This is a genomic window from Arthrobacter pigmenti, assembly GCF_011927905.1.
GTDB classification, from domain to species: Bacteria; Actinomycetota; Actinomycetes; order Actinomycetales; family Micrococcaceae; genus Arthrobacter_D; species Arthrobacter_D pigmenti.
This window is the reverse complement of record NZ_JAATJL010000001.1, coordinates 1060854-1074781: the sequence shown is the minus strand read 5'-3', so window position 1 is coordinate 1074781 and position 13928 is coordinate 1060854. Positions and strand designations below refer to the sequence as shown.

At 64.1% G+C, this 13928-nt stretch carries 13 protein-coding genes; 5 read left to right on the top strand and 8 right to left on the bottom strand.

Annotated features, from left to right (window positions below; all coding sequences use genetic code 11):
- Window positions 1-29 precede the first annotated feature (29 nt).
- Genes BJ994_RS04940 through BJ994_RS04930 form a run of 3 tightly spaced genes read right to left on the bottom strand, consistent with a single transcriptional unit; the run spans window position 30 to window position 4860 of the window.
- On the bottom strand, window positions 30-1193 hold the full coding sequence (locus tag BJ994_RS04940; protein ID WP_167995862.1) for an acyl-CoA dehydrogenase family protein: 1164 nt from the start codon (window positions 1191-1193) through the stop codon (window positions 30-32).
- A complete protein-coding gene (locus tag BJ994_RS04935) occupies window positions 1187-3250 on the bottom strand; it encodes an ATP-binding protein (protein WP_167992101.1) in 2064 nt (687 codons plus the stop codon). The genes BJ994_RS04940 and BJ994_RS04935 overlap by 7 nt, the downstream gene beginning before the upstream one ends.
- 5 nt (window positions 3251-3255) lie before the next feature.
- Window positions 3256-4860, bottom strand: a complete 1605-nt coding sequence (locus tag BJ994_RS04930) for a carboxyl transferase domain-containing protein (protein WP_167992099.1) — start codon at window positions 4858-4860, stop codon at window positions 3256-3258.
- 142 nt (window positions 4861-5002) lie between these two features.
- On the opposite strand from BJ994_RS04930, the gene BJ994_RS04925 reads away from it, so the two are divergent.
- Both BJ994_RS04925 and BJ994_RS04920 read left to right on the top strand, forming a co-directional pair.
- Window positions 5003-5617: an SACE_7040 family transcriptional regulator gene (locus BJ994_RS04925; protein ID WP_167992097.1), complete on the top strand. Its 615-nt coding sequence runs from the start codon at window positions 5003-5005 to the stop codon at window positions 5615-5617.
- Between the two features lie 75 nt (window positions 5618-5692).
- Entirely contained in the window at window positions 5693-6160 is a 468-nt protein-coding gene (locus tag BJ994_RS04920) for a GNAT family N-acetyltransferase (protein WP_167992095.1), read from the top strand.
- 97 nt (window positions 6161-6257) lie between these two features.
- On the opposite strand, the gene BJ994_RS04915 is transcribed toward BJ994_RS04920, so the two are convergent.
- Genes BJ994_RS04915 through pdhA form a run of 3 tightly spaced genes read right to left on the bottom strand, consistent with a single transcriptional unit; the run spans window position 6258 to window position 9810 of the window.
- Window positions 6258-7649 (bottom strand): dihydrolipoamide acetyltransferase family protein, encoded by a 1392-nt coding sequence (locus BJ994_RS04915; protein ID WP_209066609.1) that lies wholly within the window; start codon window positions 7647-7649, stop codon window positions 6258-6260.
- Window positions 7650-7657: 8 nt separating this feature from the next.
- Window positions 7658-8674, bottom strand: a complete 1017-nt coding sequence (locus tag BJ994_RS04910; RefSeq protein ID WP_167992092.1) for an alpha-ketoacid dehydrogenase subunit beta — start codon at window positions 8672-8674, stop codon at window positions 7658-7660.
- The gene (gene pdhA / locus BJ994_RS04905; protein ID WP_167992090.1) at window positions 8674-9810 is read right to left on the bottom strand and encodes a pyruvate dehydrogenase (acetyl-transferring) E1 component subunit alpha; all 1137 of its coding nucleotides are present in this window, start codon (window positions 9808-9810) and stop codon (window positions 8674-8676) included. The genes BJ994_RS04910 and pdhA overlap by 1 nt, the downstream gene beginning before the upstream one ends.
- 204 nt (window positions 9811-10014) lie before the next feature.
- Between pdhA and BJ994_RS04900 the strand changes: the two genes are divergently transcribed.
- The 3 genes from BJ994_RS04900 (at window position 10015) to BJ994_RS04890 (ending at window position 11687) form a co-directional block, all read left to right on the top strand.
- Window positions 10015-10485, top strand: coding sequence for an Lrp/AsnC family transcriptional regulator (locus tag BJ994_RS04900; protein WP_167992088.1), 471 nt, complete (start codon window positions 10015-10017; stop codon window positions 10483-10485).
- Window positions 10486-10598: 113 nt separating this feature from the next.
- Window positions 10599-11018 carry a DUF4383 domain-containing protein gene (locus BJ994_RS04895; RefSeq protein ID WP_167992085.1) on the top strand — a complete coding sequence of 140 codons (420 nt, stop codon included), beginning with the start codon at window positions 10599-10601 and terminating at the stop codon, window positions 11016-11018.
- 15 nt (window positions 11019-11033) lie between these two features.
- Window positions 11034-11687 carry a hypothetical protein gene (locus BJ994_RS04890; RefSeq protein WP_167992082.1) on the top strand — a complete coding sequence of 218 codons (654 nt, stop codon included), beginning with the start codon at window positions 11034-11036 and terminating at the stop codon, window positions 11685-11687.
- A gap of 59 nt (window positions 11688-11746) precedes the next feature.
- Here BJ994_RS04890 and BJ994_RS04885 read toward each other — a convergent pair whose 3' ends face one another.
- Together BJ994_RS04885 and BJ994_RS04880 are read right to left on the bottom strand one after the other, a co-directional pair.
- Window positions 11747-13366, bottom strand: a complete 1620-nt coding sequence (locus tag BJ994_RS04885) for a sodium:solute symporter family transporter (protein ID WP_167992080.1) — start codon at window positions 13364-13366, stop codon at window positions 11747-11749.
- Window positions 13363-13740 (bottom strand): DUF485 domain-containing protein, encoded by a 378-nt coding sequence (locus tag BJ994_RS04880; protein ID WP_167992078.1) that lies wholly within the window; start codon window positions 13738-13740, stop codon window positions 13363-13365. Before BJ994_RS04880 ends, BJ994_RS04885 begins: the two co-directional genes overlap by 4 nt.
- Window positions 13741-13928: the final 188 nt, after the last annotated feature.

Below are 13928 nucleotides of genomic sequence, written 5' to 3'. Positions count from 1 at the left end.
GGTTTCGAATCAGCGCGTTGGCCGATTGTCTAGAGCCCGAGTTCGCGGGCAATGAGCATCAGCTGCACTTCGGTGGTTCCCTCTCCGACCTCAAGGATCTTCGAGTCACGATAGTGGCGGGACACCGTGAACTCATTCATGAACCCGTAGCCACCGAATACCTGGGTGGCATCGCGGGCGTTGTCCATGGCTGCCTCGCCTGCGACCAGCTTAGCGATGGAGGCCTGCGTCTTGAACGGCTTGCCTGCGAGCATTCGGGAGGCGGCGTCGTAGTACGCGAGCCGAGCGGTGTGCGCGCGTGCCTGCATCCGTGCAATCTTGAACTGGATCGACTGGTAGGCACCGATGTTGGTGCCGAATGCCTGGCGTTCCTTGGCGTAGCGGATGGACTCGTCTACACACCCCTGCGCGGCACCGGTTGCGAGCGCCGCGATGGCGATGCGGCCCTCGTCGAGGATCTGCAGGAAGTTGGCGTAGCCGCGGCCGCGGGTGCCGAGCAGGTTGGTCTCGGGAACGCGCACGTCCTTGAGAGTCAACGGGTGGGTATCCGATGCGTTCCAACCGACCTTGTTGTAGGCCTTTTCAGCGGTGAAGCCCGGCGTGTCGGTAGGAACGAGGATCGTTGAGATCTCCTTCTTCACGGAGCCGTTCTCGCGCGTGGTGGTGTCGGTGACCGCGGTAACCGTCACGAGCCGGGTGATGTCCGTACCCGAGTTGGTGATGAATTCCTTGGTGCCGTTGATGATCCACTCGCCATCAACCAGCTTTGCGTTGGTTTTCGTCCCGGACGCGTCCGAGCCTGCCTCGGACTCCGTCAGCCCGAATCCGGCAAGCGCCTCGCCGCTGGTCAGCTGCGGCAGCCAGTGCTGCTTCTGCTCCTGGGTGCCAAAGCGGAAGATCGGCATCGCGCCGAGGGACACGCCTGCCTCAAGGGTGATCGCGACGGACTGGTCAACGCGGGCGATCTGCTCCAGCGCAAGGCACAGCGCGAAGTAGTCGCCGTCCATGCCGCCGTACTGTTCGGGGAAGGGGAGCCCGAACAGGCCCATCTCCCCCATCTGCGCGATGACCTCATACGGGAAGCTGTGTTCCTCGTCGTGCTTCGCCGAGACCGGTGCCACAACCTGGTCGGCGAAGTCACGGACGGTATCGACGAGATCCTGGTATTCCTCGCTCAGTTCGAAATTCATGATGTGGGCTCTTCCTGTTCTGTGGGGGTGTCTGACTGCTCGGGGTGGATACGCGCGACCACCTGGTTTGCGGAAACCAGATCGCCCGGGCTCAGGTTGATGACCACCGTTCCCGTGACGGCGGCGGTCAACTGGTGCTCCATTTTCATTGCCTCGACGCTCAGCAGGACCTGACCTTCCTCGACGGTGTCGCCGTCGGCCACGTTCACCGTGATCACGGTGCCCGGCATCGGCGAACGAACCTCGGGATCCGCTGTCCCTTCGGCACGGGCGATCGAGGCCAGCTGCGCCTGCAGGATCTCCTGCCGCGAGAGCCTGCGCACGGGCACGGACCAGCCCGCGTCCGTGAGCCAGAGAGTGGATCCGGCGGTCACGAACCGGGTGGACAGTGTGACGCCGTCAACGACGGCGCGGAGCGGCACGGTGTCCGGGCCGCCAGGAAGGAGGGACACCGGGAACACTGTGCCGTTGACATCAACGCGGGAAACGTCGCCGTCCCGTGTGAGCGTCACTTTGCGGACGGTGGAACTCCCGACCTCCAGCTGCACTGGAATGCCGACATGGGCACCACCGATCCGCCAGCCGTCTCCGCGGGACCACGGTGAATCGGCCGACGCACCGGTTGCCGACGCATCCGGTGCGGACAGCAATGCGGCCGCCGCAGCGATCTCGGCATCCGTGGGTGCCCGGAAGGTGAGATCGGGAAGCTTGCGCTCGATCATGGTGGTGTCGAGCTTGCCGGCGCGGACGTCGTCGTCGTTGATCAGTAGGCGCAGGTATTCGACGTTGGTCCGCAATCCCGCGATCTGTGTGCCTGCGAGCGCTGTGTCCAGACGATCAAGCGCCTCTGGCCGGGACGGCGCCCAGGCGATGACCTTCGAGAGCATGGGGTCATAGGTGGGCGACACCTCCAGCCCGGGCAGCAGCGAACTATCCACGCGCACACCCTCGCCCTGCGGTTCAGAGAGCCCGACGACGGTGCCCGCCGAGGGCAGGAAGCCAGCCTCAGCGTCTTCCGCGTACACACGCGCCTCAACCGCGTGGCCGGTCAGTACGACGTCGTCCTGGGCGAGGGTCAGCTTTTCCCCTGCCGCGATACGTACCTGCCATTCAACGAGATCCACGCCCGTGACCATTTCCGTCACCGGATGCTCCACCTGCAGGCGGGTGTTCATTTCCATGAAGAAGAACTCGTCCGGGGCCTCGTCCGAGACCAGGAACTCCACTGTGCCTGCGCCGACGTAGTCGACGCTGCGTGCCGCGTTGCACGCCGCTTCACCGATACGCGCCCGGGTCGCCTCATCGAGCAGCGCGGACGGTGCTTCCTCAATGACTTTTTGGTGCCTGCGCTGCAGGGAGCACTCCCGCTCCCCCAAGTGAATGACGTTCCCGTACGCGTCCGCCAGCACCTGAACCTCGATATGGCGCGGCGTGCGAACCAGCCGCTCCAGGAACAGCGTGTCATCGCCGAAGGCCGAAGCTGCGACGCGCCGCGCGGTTTCGAGCGTGAAAGGGAGGTCCTCGGGACGCTCCACCACATGCATACCCTTGCCGCCGCCGCCTGCCGACGGCTTGATCAACAGCGGGTAGCCAACCTGCGGCGCCGCAGCAATGAGGTCCGCGTCGGTCAGGCCTGACTCCGCGATGCCCGGAACAACAGGCACGTCGAAGCCGGTCACATGGTTCTTCGACCGGATTTTGTCGCCCATGATGTTGAGGGCGTGCACCTTGGGTCCGATGAACGCGACGCCAGCGTCGTCGAGGGCACGTGCGAATGCCTGGTTCTCGCTGAGGAACCCGTAGCCGGGATGCACGGCCTGGGCACCCGTCGCCTTGCAGGCGGCAATAATCGCTTCGATGTTCAGGTAGCTCTGCGCGGGGGCCGCGGGGCCGATGCGTACCGCGAGATCCGCTTCGGCCACATGGCGGGCGCTGGCGTCGGCATCGCTGTAGACGGCCACCGAACGGATACCCAGCGCGCGGAGGGTGCGAATGACGCGGCATGCAATCTCACCGCGATTTGCAACCAGTACGCAGTCAAAGAGGGCTGTGTTTTTCATGGGTCTCACATCCTGAAGAGGCCGAAGGAGGTCTCAGGCAGCGGTGCGTTGGCGCAGACATCCAGCGCCAGGCCGAGCACCCGGCGGGTGTCTGCTGGGTCAATGATGCCGTCGTCCCAGAGGCGGGCGGTCGAGTAATAGGGACTGCCCTGAGCCTCGTACTGCTCGCGGATCGGAGCCTTGAACGCTTCCTCGTCCTCGGCGCTCCACTCTTCGCCACGGGCCTCGAGCTGATCGCGCTTGACCGTGCTCAGCACGGAGGACGCCTGGTTTCCACCCATGACCGAGATTCGGCTGGCCGGCCACATCCACAGGAAGCGGGGCGAGTAGGCACGGCCACACATTGAATAGTTGCCCGCACCGAACGAACCGCCGACGACGACGGTCAGCTTGGGCACCCGGCACGTTGCCACCGCGGTCACCATCTTGGCTCCGTGCTTGGCTATACCGCCTGCTTCATAGTCGCGGCCAACCATGAACCCGGAAAGATTCTGCAGGAAGATCAGCGGAATTCCCCGTTGATCACACAACTCGATGAAATGGGCGCCCTTGAGAGCTGATTCGCCGAACAGGACGCCGTTGTTCGCAACGATCCCCACCTGGTGCCCGTGAAGGGAGGCGAAGCCCGTGACCAGGGTGGTGCCGTATTCCTTCTTGAACTCGTGGAAGCGACTGCCGTCAACGATCCGGGCGATGACCTCGCGGGCATCATAGGGTGCGTTCACGTCCACCGGCACGGCGCCGTAAAGGCTCTGCAGGTCCACAGCCGGGTCCTTGCTCGTCCCGGGAGTCCACGCGGTTTCGGGGAGGGGCAGCGTGGAGACGATGTCCCGAACAATTTCGAGTGCGTGCTGATCGTTCTCCGCGAGATGGTCGACGACGCCGGAGGTCTTCGCGTGGACGTCGCCGCCGCCCAGTTCCTCCGCAGTGACGATCTCGCCGATTGCGGCCTTCACCAGAGGCAGTCCGCCAAGGAAAATGGTGCCCTGGTTACGGACGATCACCGTCTCATCGCTCATCGCAGGGACGTAGGCCCCACCCGCGGTGCACGAACCCATAACAGCAGCGATCTGCGGGATTTTCCGCGCGGACATGGTGGCCTGGTTGTAGAAGATCCGGCCGAAGTGCTCGCGGTCCGGGAAAACCTCATCCTGCTTCGGAAGGAACGCTCCACCGGAGTCAACGAGGTACACGCATGGGAGATTGTTCTCCAGTGCGATCTCCTGCGCACGAAGGTGTTTCTTGACGGTCATCGGGTAATAGGTGCCGCCCTTGACCGTGGCGTCATTGGAGATCACAAGCACATGCCGGCCGTGGACAAGCCCGATGCCGGCGATGACGCCCGCCCCGGGGCTTTCGTCGTCGTACATCCCGTTCGCCGCGAGCGGAGCGATCTCAAGGAACGGGCTTCCCGGATCAAGCAACTGATCGATGCGTTCCCGCGGCAGCAGCTTGCCGCGGGCCACGTGCCGTTCACGTGATCGTTCGGGGCCGCCAAGCGCGGTTTTCGCGAGCCGCTCACGAAGTTCGGCAGCGAGCTCGCGCTGGCCGGCATCATTTAGCCGGAACGCGTCAGCTCCAGGGTCCAGGCGCGATGCCAGGGTCTCCATTGACGTCCTTTCGGTAACCCGCTCAGTTAGTAGACATTAACTCAAATTAGGTTAGTGGCTATTAACCGACATGTCCACCACAATAGGTAAAGCCCTCCGGGGTGCCAACAGAAATACGTACACAGTTATACGGAAGGCGGGCATGGACGCCGCAGCACCCATCAGGATGACCGGCCGCAGCCTGGCCAAGGCGTCCCGTCGCGCCGCACTGCTCGACGCCGCAGCACAACTGTTCGCTGAACGCGGCTACAACGGCGTTTCCATTGAGGACCTCGGGGCAGCGGCCGGCGTGAGCGGCCCTGCCGTCTACCGGCACTTCAGCGGAAAACCCGCCGTCCTCGCAGCGCTACTGACCGGAGTCAGCGAGGATCTGCTCGAGGGAAGCAACGCCGTGGTGGCCGAGTCCCCCACCCCGGAGCAGGCGCTGCGCGGCCTCATTGAATTCCAGGTGGACTTCGCCCTGCGCAATGCCAACGTCATCCGGGTGCAGGACCGGGATCTCAGTTCGCTCGCGGAAGCCGACCAGGAGGAGGTCCGCTCACTGCAGCGCAATTACGTCGAGGTGTGGGTGGACGCGCTGGCCACCCTCGACCCCGCCTCAACCCGGAGCCAGCTTCGCCGCAAAGCGCACGCCGCCTTCGGCCTGATCAACTCGACGCCGCACTCCACTCACCGCCGCAAGAGCAGCAGGGATACAGCTGAGTTGCGCCAACTCCTCGAAGACATGGCCTGGGCGGCACTGAACGTCGATGCCTGAGTGCCTAGTACGCTGATGAATAAGCAAAACAGTTCCAGTGCTGCACTTACTGTTCCGTCTACCTGAAAGCTCCCAGTGATCACGCTACGCGCCGTCGAACCCGCCGATTTGGACGAGTTCTTCTCCCACCAGCTCGACCCAAGCGCCAACCACATGGCCGCATTCAGCGCCAAGAACCCCTCGGACCGCGGCGTCTTCGACCATCACTGGCAAGACATCCTGAACGATCCAACGGTCACAGTGCGCACCATCGTCTCCGACGGCGACGTGGTGGGAAGCATCCTCGCCTACCGCGAAAACGGCATTCCCGAAATCAGCTACTGGATCGACAAGGCACGCTGGGGGCAGGGCATTACGACGGCGGCCGTTGGCCTTTTCCTCGAAGAGTTCCCGGAACGGCCGCTACGCGCCCGCGCCGTCGCGGACAACACGAACTCCATCCGCATCCTGGAACGGTACGGCTTCACCACCATCGGGGAAGCGCAGGGTTTCGCTAACGCCCGCGGCGCCGTCGTCCGGGAACTGGTGCTGGAACTGCGCTAGAACCGGCACCAACCCGGGAAATTTTGTGCAGCTCTGGTGAGTTCGACGGCGTGAAAACCACCATAGCTGCACAAAACTTCCGAGGTAAATGGTCCAACTAGACCATAGTAAGGACCATGCCCGGATCGGACAGGATGGTCCCTAAGTCCGCGAGGAACCGCGAACCCTGTTCCCCGTCAACCAGCCTGTGGTCGAAGGACAGGCTGAGCGTCATGACCTGCCGCAGCGCGATCTCGTCCCGATGTTCCCACGGCATCTTCCGCACTGAACCCATGGCGAGGATCGCGGCCTCCCCCGGGTTGAGAATCGGCGTACCGGCGTCGATCCCGAAGACCCCGACATTGGTGATCGAGATTGTGCCGCCCGAGAGATCAGCGGGGCTGGTCTTGCCCGCACGGGCAGTGTCCGTCAGGTTCTTCAACGCGTCCGCAAGCCCGCGCAGACCCAGCGCCTGGGCGTCCTTGATATTCGGAACCATCAGCCCACGCGGAGTTGCCGCCGCGATGCCAAGGTTCACATAGTGGTGCTGGACAATCTCCTGGGCCGCTTCGTCCCAGCGGGAGTTGAGAGTCGGGTTGCGGTCCAGCGCAATGCACAGGGCTTTGGCGACCAGCGTGAGCACATTGATGCGGACGTCCGCGAACGCACGGCTCGACTTCAGCCTGGCCAGGAGCTCCATGGACTCCGTGACGTCCACCGTGAGGAACTCGGTGACATGCGGCGCGGTGAACGCGCTCGTTACCATTGCGGCCGCAGTATGCTTCCGCACGCCCTTGATCGGGATGCGGGTTTCCCGCTGGGTAGACAACGCTGAAGCATTCGAAGCCTCGGGCGCTGATTCTCCCGCGGGCTCATTCTTGCCGCCCTGTGCAGCCATCACATCGTCCCGGGTGATCAGGCCCTGCGGACCGGACCCCTGGAGTATGCCGAGGTCAACACCCAGATCCCGCGCGAGCTTGCGCACAGGAGGTGTTGACCGCGGCCGCTCAGCTGAGGCTCCGCCTGCGTTGGCGGGCGCCTCCGGCTCGGATTCAGTATGTGAAAAGGAGTCCTGTACAGCCGCAGGCTCCGCCGTCTCATCGACGGTTGGAGCATCGGCGGGCTTGGCGGGTAGCGTCGGCGCGGCACCGCGGCGCGCCCGCCGTGTGGGGCGTCCGGACTTTTCGACCGCGGCGCCATATCCCACGAGATTCGGTTCGCGCTTGGCCGGTGCGGCGTCGTCGTCGGGCGCTGCCGTTTCCGCCTCGCCGCCCGGAATGTCGAAGGAGACGATAGGTGCACCGACCTCCACCACGGTGCCCGGCTGCTCATGCAGCTTGGCCACCACGCCTGCGTAGGGGGAAGGGAGCTCGACGACGGCCTTCGCCGTCTCAACGTCCGCGATGACCTGATTGAGCTCCACGGTGTCACCGACAGCCACATGCCAGCTGACGATCTCCGATTCGGTGAGGCCTTCACCCAGGTCCGGTAGTCGGAATTCCTTGATCAACGGGGCCACTATCCTTCCAGTCCGCTTTGTGAGCTGAGGGAGTTGGGCCGGTCAAGAACACGGTCCACTCCGTCCAGTATCCGGTCGAGATCGGGAAGATGGTGGAACTCGAGCTTGGAATAGGGGTAGGGGATGTCGAATCCGGTGACGCGCACCGGTGCGTGCTCCAGGTGGTAGAAGCACCGCTCGGTAATGCTGGCCGCGATTTCCGCGCCAAGTCCGCCCGATTGCGCTGCCTCGTGCGTGATCACCAGCCGGCCGGTCTTGCGGACCGACTTCTCTACGGTGGCGAAGTCGATCGGCGCGAGCGAGCGGAGGTCGATGACCTCGACCGACACGCCGTCGTCGGACGCTGCAGTCGCGGCGTCCCGTGCGGTCGGCACCAGCGGCCCGTACGTGACGAGGGTGACGTCGCTGCCTTCGACCACCACGCGCGCATCGTTCATGCTCGACGCCGTGATGTCCACGCTCTCATCCACCTCGCCCTTGACGTGGTAGCGGCGCTTCGGCTCGAAGTACAAGACGGGATCGTCACTGGCGATCGCCTGCTGGATCATCACATAGGCATCCTGAGGGTTGGAGACGCTGATGACGCGCAGTCCCGATGTATGCGTGAAGTACGCTTCCGGCGACTCGGAGTGGTGCTCCGGGGAACCGATGCCGCCGCCAAACGGCACGCGGATGGTCAACGGCATCTTCACCGCACCCTGGGTGCGGTAATGCAGCTTGGCCACCTGGCAGACAATCTGGTCGAACGCCGGGTAGATGAACCCGTCGAACTGGATTTCGATGACAGGGCGGTATCCCCGGTAGGCCATACCCACGGCCGTGCCCAAAATGCCGGACTCAGCGAGCGGGGAATCCATTACGCGGTGCTGACCGAAGTCCTTCTGCAATCCGTCGGTGATCCGGAAGACACCGCCCAGCTTGCCGATGTCCTCGCCCATGAGGACAACCTTCGGGTCATTCTCCATTGCCTTGCGCAGGCCTGCGTTGATGGCGCGGCCGAAAGTCATGGTGGACATCAGCGGCTTCCTTCCGTGAGTTCCGTCGAATCAGAGTTCGAGGATTCGAACGAGGCGAGGTACCGCTCGTACTGGTCCTGCTGGCGCGCCAGCCACGAGTTGGGTTCGCTGTAGACGTGCTTGAACACGTCGAGCGCTTCCGGCTCCGCCATGGAGATGCAGCCCTCGCGCAGGCGGGCTGCGACGTCGTCGGCCTTGGTTTTCACGGCATCTGTTACCTCAGCCGGCAACAGACCCTGCGAATCAAGCAGGCCGGCCAGGCGGGCGATCGGATCCTTGGCAGCCCAGTCCTCGAGCTCATTGGCGTCGCGGTAGCGCGTAGGGTCATCCGCCGTGGTGTGCGGACCCATGCGGTAGGTAACCGCTTCAATGAAGGTCGGTCCACCGCCGGTGCGCGCGCGGTCCAGTGCCTCGCGGGTCACCGCGAGGCAGGCAAGCACGTCGTTGCCGTCAACACGGACCGAGGGAATGCCGAAGCCGGGTGCACGGTGCGCAATCGGGACGTGCGCCTGCAGGCCAACCGGCTCCGAAATGGCCCAGTGGTTATTCTGGCAGAAGAAGATCACCGGAGCCTGGTAGCTTGCGGCGAACACCATTGCCTCGTTGACGTCACCCTGGCTGGTGGCGCCGTCACCGAAGTACGTCACGGCAACGGCATCCGCGCCGTCGTTCAGGATGCCCATGGCGTAACCGGTGGCGTGGAGGGTCTGCGCTCCGATGATGACCTGCGGTGTGGCCATGTTGATGCCGTAGGGGTCCCAGCCGGACGAGGCGTTTCCGCGCCAGACGCGCAGGATGTCGGTGAGATCCACGCCCCGGCAGTACGCGACACCGTTCTCGCGGTAGCTCGAAAAGACGAAGTCATCCTCGCGCAGGGCACGGCCGGACCCGATCTGCGCGGCCTCCTGGCCAAGCAACGGCGGCCACAGTGCCAGCTCTCCCTGGCGCTGAAGTGCTGTGGCCTCGGCATCGATCCGACGGATGACCACCATGTCTTCATACAGCGCCTGCAGTGCAGGGCCGTCCACACCGGTTACCCAGCGGTCATAGGCCGCGTTTTCCCGACGTTCGCCGTTGGGCCCGATGAGCTGCACCAGCTCGTCGGGATCCGCATCCACTCTGTTGTTCAGAGGCACGATTCACACATCCTTCTCAATAGCGTCTCAGGCGGTCTTGCACGCACCTGCGAGCCGTGTCCAGGCCAGCACAGCGGGGCGGGGGCGCCATTGCCCGTTGTTACTGTGACCATACTCACGCAAGCCACGCGGCACAACCGAATCCGATTTCACTGAGCATTGTGCTCTATTTGGTGCGTCCCGCCCGTGCTACCGTTGCGCACTATGCAGCCCCTGGACAGTACCGACGCCCGACTCCTCCTTGCCCTCGCCCGAGACTCCCGGCGGACGGTGGTTGCGCTCGCCCAGAAGCTGGGGCTCTCCCGCAACACCGTGCAGGCGCGCATGGCCCGCCTGGAGAAGAATTCAGTGTTCCTCTCCTTTGAACGCCGCATCAATCCGGCCTCACTCGGCTACCCGCTGACTGCCTTCATCCAGGTCCACGTGGACCAGCGAAAACTCGCGGCCATCACCGAAAAGCTCGATGACATCCCCGAAGTCCTGGAAGCCCACGGCCTCACCGGCCAGGCGGACATCCTGGTGCGGGTGGTCTCGGTGGATGCGGAGGACCTCTTCCGGATCAACGGGAAAATCCTCGCGTGTGACGGAGTTGAACGCTGCGACACCTCACTGGCGATGCATGAACTCATCCCTTACCGCATGGAACCGCTGCTGGAAAGGGGTTCCGAAGAGTAGTTTGCCTGCCCGAGCCATCCGGAAGCGGTGCTGGGCCGAATTGATGGCAAAGCTCCTTTGCGGAGCTCCTCCGGCACATAGGGACCGGGGGATTACCAGAAAGGCACCACATCATGCGCACCTCACCGAACCGTCTCGTGGCAACCGTCTTCGGCGCCGTCTACCTGCTGGTCGGCGTCCTCGGATTCTTCGTCACCGCCGGTGTTGGGTTCTTCGCAACCGAGGGCAATACGCTCATCGTTTTCGAAGTCAACCCGCTCCACAATGTCATCCACCTTGCCATCGGCGCCGCACTGCTCCTCGCAGGCCTGAATTCCGTCAGCGCCGCGAAGGGCGTCAACACCGCTGTCGGCGCCGTCTACCTGCTGGTGGGCATCCTCGGCCTCTTCCTGGTGGGCAGCTCGCTGAACATCATCGCCCTGAACGGTGCCGACAACGTACTGCACCTTGCCAGCGCAGTGATCCTGCTGGGCGTCGGGCTTTCCCAGGACAAGGCTGCACGCACCTCCGGCACCCGCGCCCACAGCGCGTAACCGGCAGTTGCGGAAATGATCAGTGTCGCGGTCGTGGAGCAGCAGGTCTCGGCTCCACGACCCGGCGCCGGTTCCACGGCGGAAGGACCGCTGCTGGGCGAGTTCCTCCGTCTCTTTGCAGCCTTCGCCGCACTCGGCGCCGGACTCAGCTTCTTTGCACTCGCCGCCAATGCGCTGCTCGAACCAGGCGTAACTCCCACCGCCACCCTTGCCGGAACGGCCGCAGGCGGATGGGCGCTGCTGCACACGTTCCTGGGCCTCGCCGCCCTGCGGGGGGAAGACCCGGCCAGTCGCGTGCTCGCCGCGGTGTTGCTTACGGTCAGGCGCGCGCTGCCGGTAGTTGCCGCCGTCGTTCTCGGCGCGCTCACCTGGGGAGCACTCCTAGCACCGGCGGACCTCCGCCGGTTCGACCTGACGCTCGCCTGTGCCCTCGCCCTCCTGCTGCTTCAGCTCTGCTGCCGGGGCGCATTGCGCCGAACCGCCGGGCGGGGCATTCAATCCTCCCCCGGCAAGCTTCTAGGCGTCCTATTCTGCGCAGCGCTCGTTGTCGCCGCCATTACGACGCCGGGACTCGCCGCTTCCACCGCCGGAGACTTCGCGGTGCCGCACGGCGAGCACGGTACGGCCCCGGGGACGCCTCCGGTTCCCGCGGAACATCCCGGCCACTGACGTCCAGAGACGAGAGCAGGGCCGGAACCTTTCGGGTTTCGGCCCTGCTTCTTTTGCCGCTAGTGATCGACCGCCTTCTCGGCGCCGACACCGGTCAGCGAACGCACCTCCATCTCCGCCTGCTTCTGCGCATCCTCCGTTCGCTTGGCCAGCACTGTGCCCAGCCAACCGAGGAAGAACGCCAGCGGAATCGAGACGATGCCCGGGTTGCTCAACGGGAACCAAGCGAAATCCGCGGTCTGGATCATCGACTTCTCGCCGCCGGACACGACCGGGGAGAATGCGATCAGCACAATTGCAGTACCCAGCCCGCCATACATGCTCCACAGAGCGCCCTGGGTGTTGAACTTCTTCCAGAACAGCGAGTAGATGATCGTGGGCAGGTTCGCACTGGCGGCGACAGCGAACGCGAGGGCCACCAGGAAAGCCACGTTCTGGCCCTGCGCGCCGATTCCACCGACAATCGACAGGATTCCGATGACGACGACGGTGCGGCGCGCCACCTTCACCTCACCGTCCGGATCCACCTGACCTCGCCGCACCACGTTTGCGTAGATGTCGTGGGCGAAGGAGGCAGCAGCTGTGATGGTCAGACCGGCCACAACGGCGAGGATAGTCGCAAACGCAACCGCCGAGATGATGCCGAGGAGCAGTGGTCCGCCCAGTTCGAAGGCGAGCAGCGGAGCCGCAGAGTTCACGCCTCCTGGAGCTCCGTTGATGCGGTCGGCGCCGATCAGGGCTCCGGCGCCGTAGCCGAGCACCAGTGTGAACAGGTAGAACGCACCGATCAGCCAGATGGCCCAGACAACTGAGCGGCGGGCTTCCTTGGCCGTGGGCACGGTATAGAAGCGCATCAGAACGTGAGGCAGGGCTGCAGTTCCAAGGACCAGGGCCAGCGCCAGGGACACGAAGTCGAGGCGCGAGGTTCCGGTTGCGCCGTATTGGAGTCCCGGTCCGGTGATGTCCGGATTACCCGCGGTTTCGATGGCCGCGCCCAGCAGGGTCGAGAGGTTGAATCCATGAATCGCGAGCACCCAGATGGTCATCACGAATGCACCTGCGATCAGCAGGCAGGCCTTGATGATCTGGACCCAGGTGGTGCCCTTCATGCCGCCGATCAGCACGTAGAGGATCATCAACGCACCGACGACGGTGATCACCAGCGACTGTCCCACGCGGTCGTCGATGCCGAGAAGCAGTGACACCAGTCCGCCGGCTCCGGCCATCTGCGCCAGGAGGTAGAAGAAGCAGACAGCGAGCGTGGTGATTGCGGCGGCGATGCGGACCGGGCGCTGCTTCAACCTGAAGGAGAGCACATCCGCCATGGTGAACTTGCCTGTGTTCCGAAGGAGCTCAGCGACCAGGAGGAGTGCCACCAGCCACGCAACGAGGAACCCGATGGAGTACAGGAAGCCGTCATAGCCGTTGATGGCGATGGCCCCCACAATGCCAAGGAACGACGCCGCGGAGAGGTAGTCCCCCGCGATGGCGGTGCCGTTCTGTGGGCCGGTGAAGGATCGGCCGGCGGCGTAGTAGTCTGCAGCCGTCTTGTTGTTGCGGCTCGCTCGCAGCACGATCACGAGGGTGATTGCAACAAACAATCCGAAGATGGTGATGTTCAGCCAGGGCTCGCCGACCGTCGTGGTTTCGACGGTCTGCAGCGGCAGGTACTGCCTCACTTGGAACCTCCCTCGTGGAAGACCTCGGGAGCCTGCTCCTCGAGATCGTTACGCAGTTCCTCTGCGATGGGGTCGAGGCGCTTGTTGGCGTAGCTGACGTACCACATGGTGATCCCGAAAGTGCTGACGAATTGCGCCAGCCCAAGGATCAGGCCGATGTTGACGTGGCCGAAGACCGGCGTGGACATGAACTCATGCGCATAGTCGGCGAGCAGCACGTACAGGAAGTACCAGAGCAGGAAAGCCGCTGCCATGGGGAAGACGAAGCTTCGGTGGCGCTTCCTTAACTCCTTGAACGCGGGCCGCTGCTGGACCTCGGTGAAATCCACGGCAGCCGCTTGCGCGGCGCCGGGGGTGGACGGGTCGTGACCCATGAGTTTTCTCCTCCATCAGATGTCTCCTGCACCGGTTCCGCACCACGATGAACGGCATTAGGCGTAGAAGTGTGACTCCCATCACTGTCAGGCAGATGGGCGGGCTAATCCAAGGCCCTGCGCGGCGTGTATCGCCCAGCGGAGCAGTACCTGCGGTGAACGGCTTCCTGCTGCGACGAACGGTTCAC

What these genes read in the sequence shown, in the direction of transcription:
- BJ994_RS04935 (WP_167992101.1), bottom strand. Translation starts at nt 3,250, where the DNA reads ATGAAAAACACAGCCCTCTTTGACTGCGTACTGGTTGCAAATCGCGGT.
- BJ994_RS04930 (WP_167992099.1), bottom strand. Translation starts at nt 4,860, where the DNA reads ATGGAGACCCTGGCATCGCGCCTGGACCCTGGAGCTGACGCGTTCCGG.
- BJ994_RS04925 (WP_167992097.1), top strand. Translation starts at nt 5,003, where the DNA reads ATGGACGCCGCAGCACCCATCAGGATGACCGGCCGCAGCCTGGCCAAG.
- BJ994_RS04910 (WP_167992092.1), bottom strand. Translation starts at nt 8,674, where the DNA reads ATGTCCACCATGACTTTCGGCCGCGCCATCAACGCAGGCCTGCGCAAG.
- BJ994_RS04900 (WP_167992088.1), top strand. Translation starts at nt 10,015, where the DNA reads ATGCAGCCCCTGGACAGTACCGACGCCCGACTCCTCCTTGCCCTCGCC.
- BJ994_RS04895 (WP_167992085.1), top strand. Translation starts at nt 10,599, where the DNA reads ATGCGCACCTCACCGAACCGTCTCGTGGCAACCGTCTTCGGCGCCGTC.
- BJ994_RS04890 (WP_167992082.1), top strand. Translation starts at nt 11,034, where the DNA reads ATGATCAGTGTCGCGGTCGTGGAGCAGCAGGTCTCGGCTCCACGACCC.
- BJ994_RS04880 (WP_167992078.1), bottom strand. Translation starts at nt 13,740, where the DNA reads ATGGGTCACGACCCGTCCACCCCCGGCGCCGCGCAAGCGGCTGCCGTG.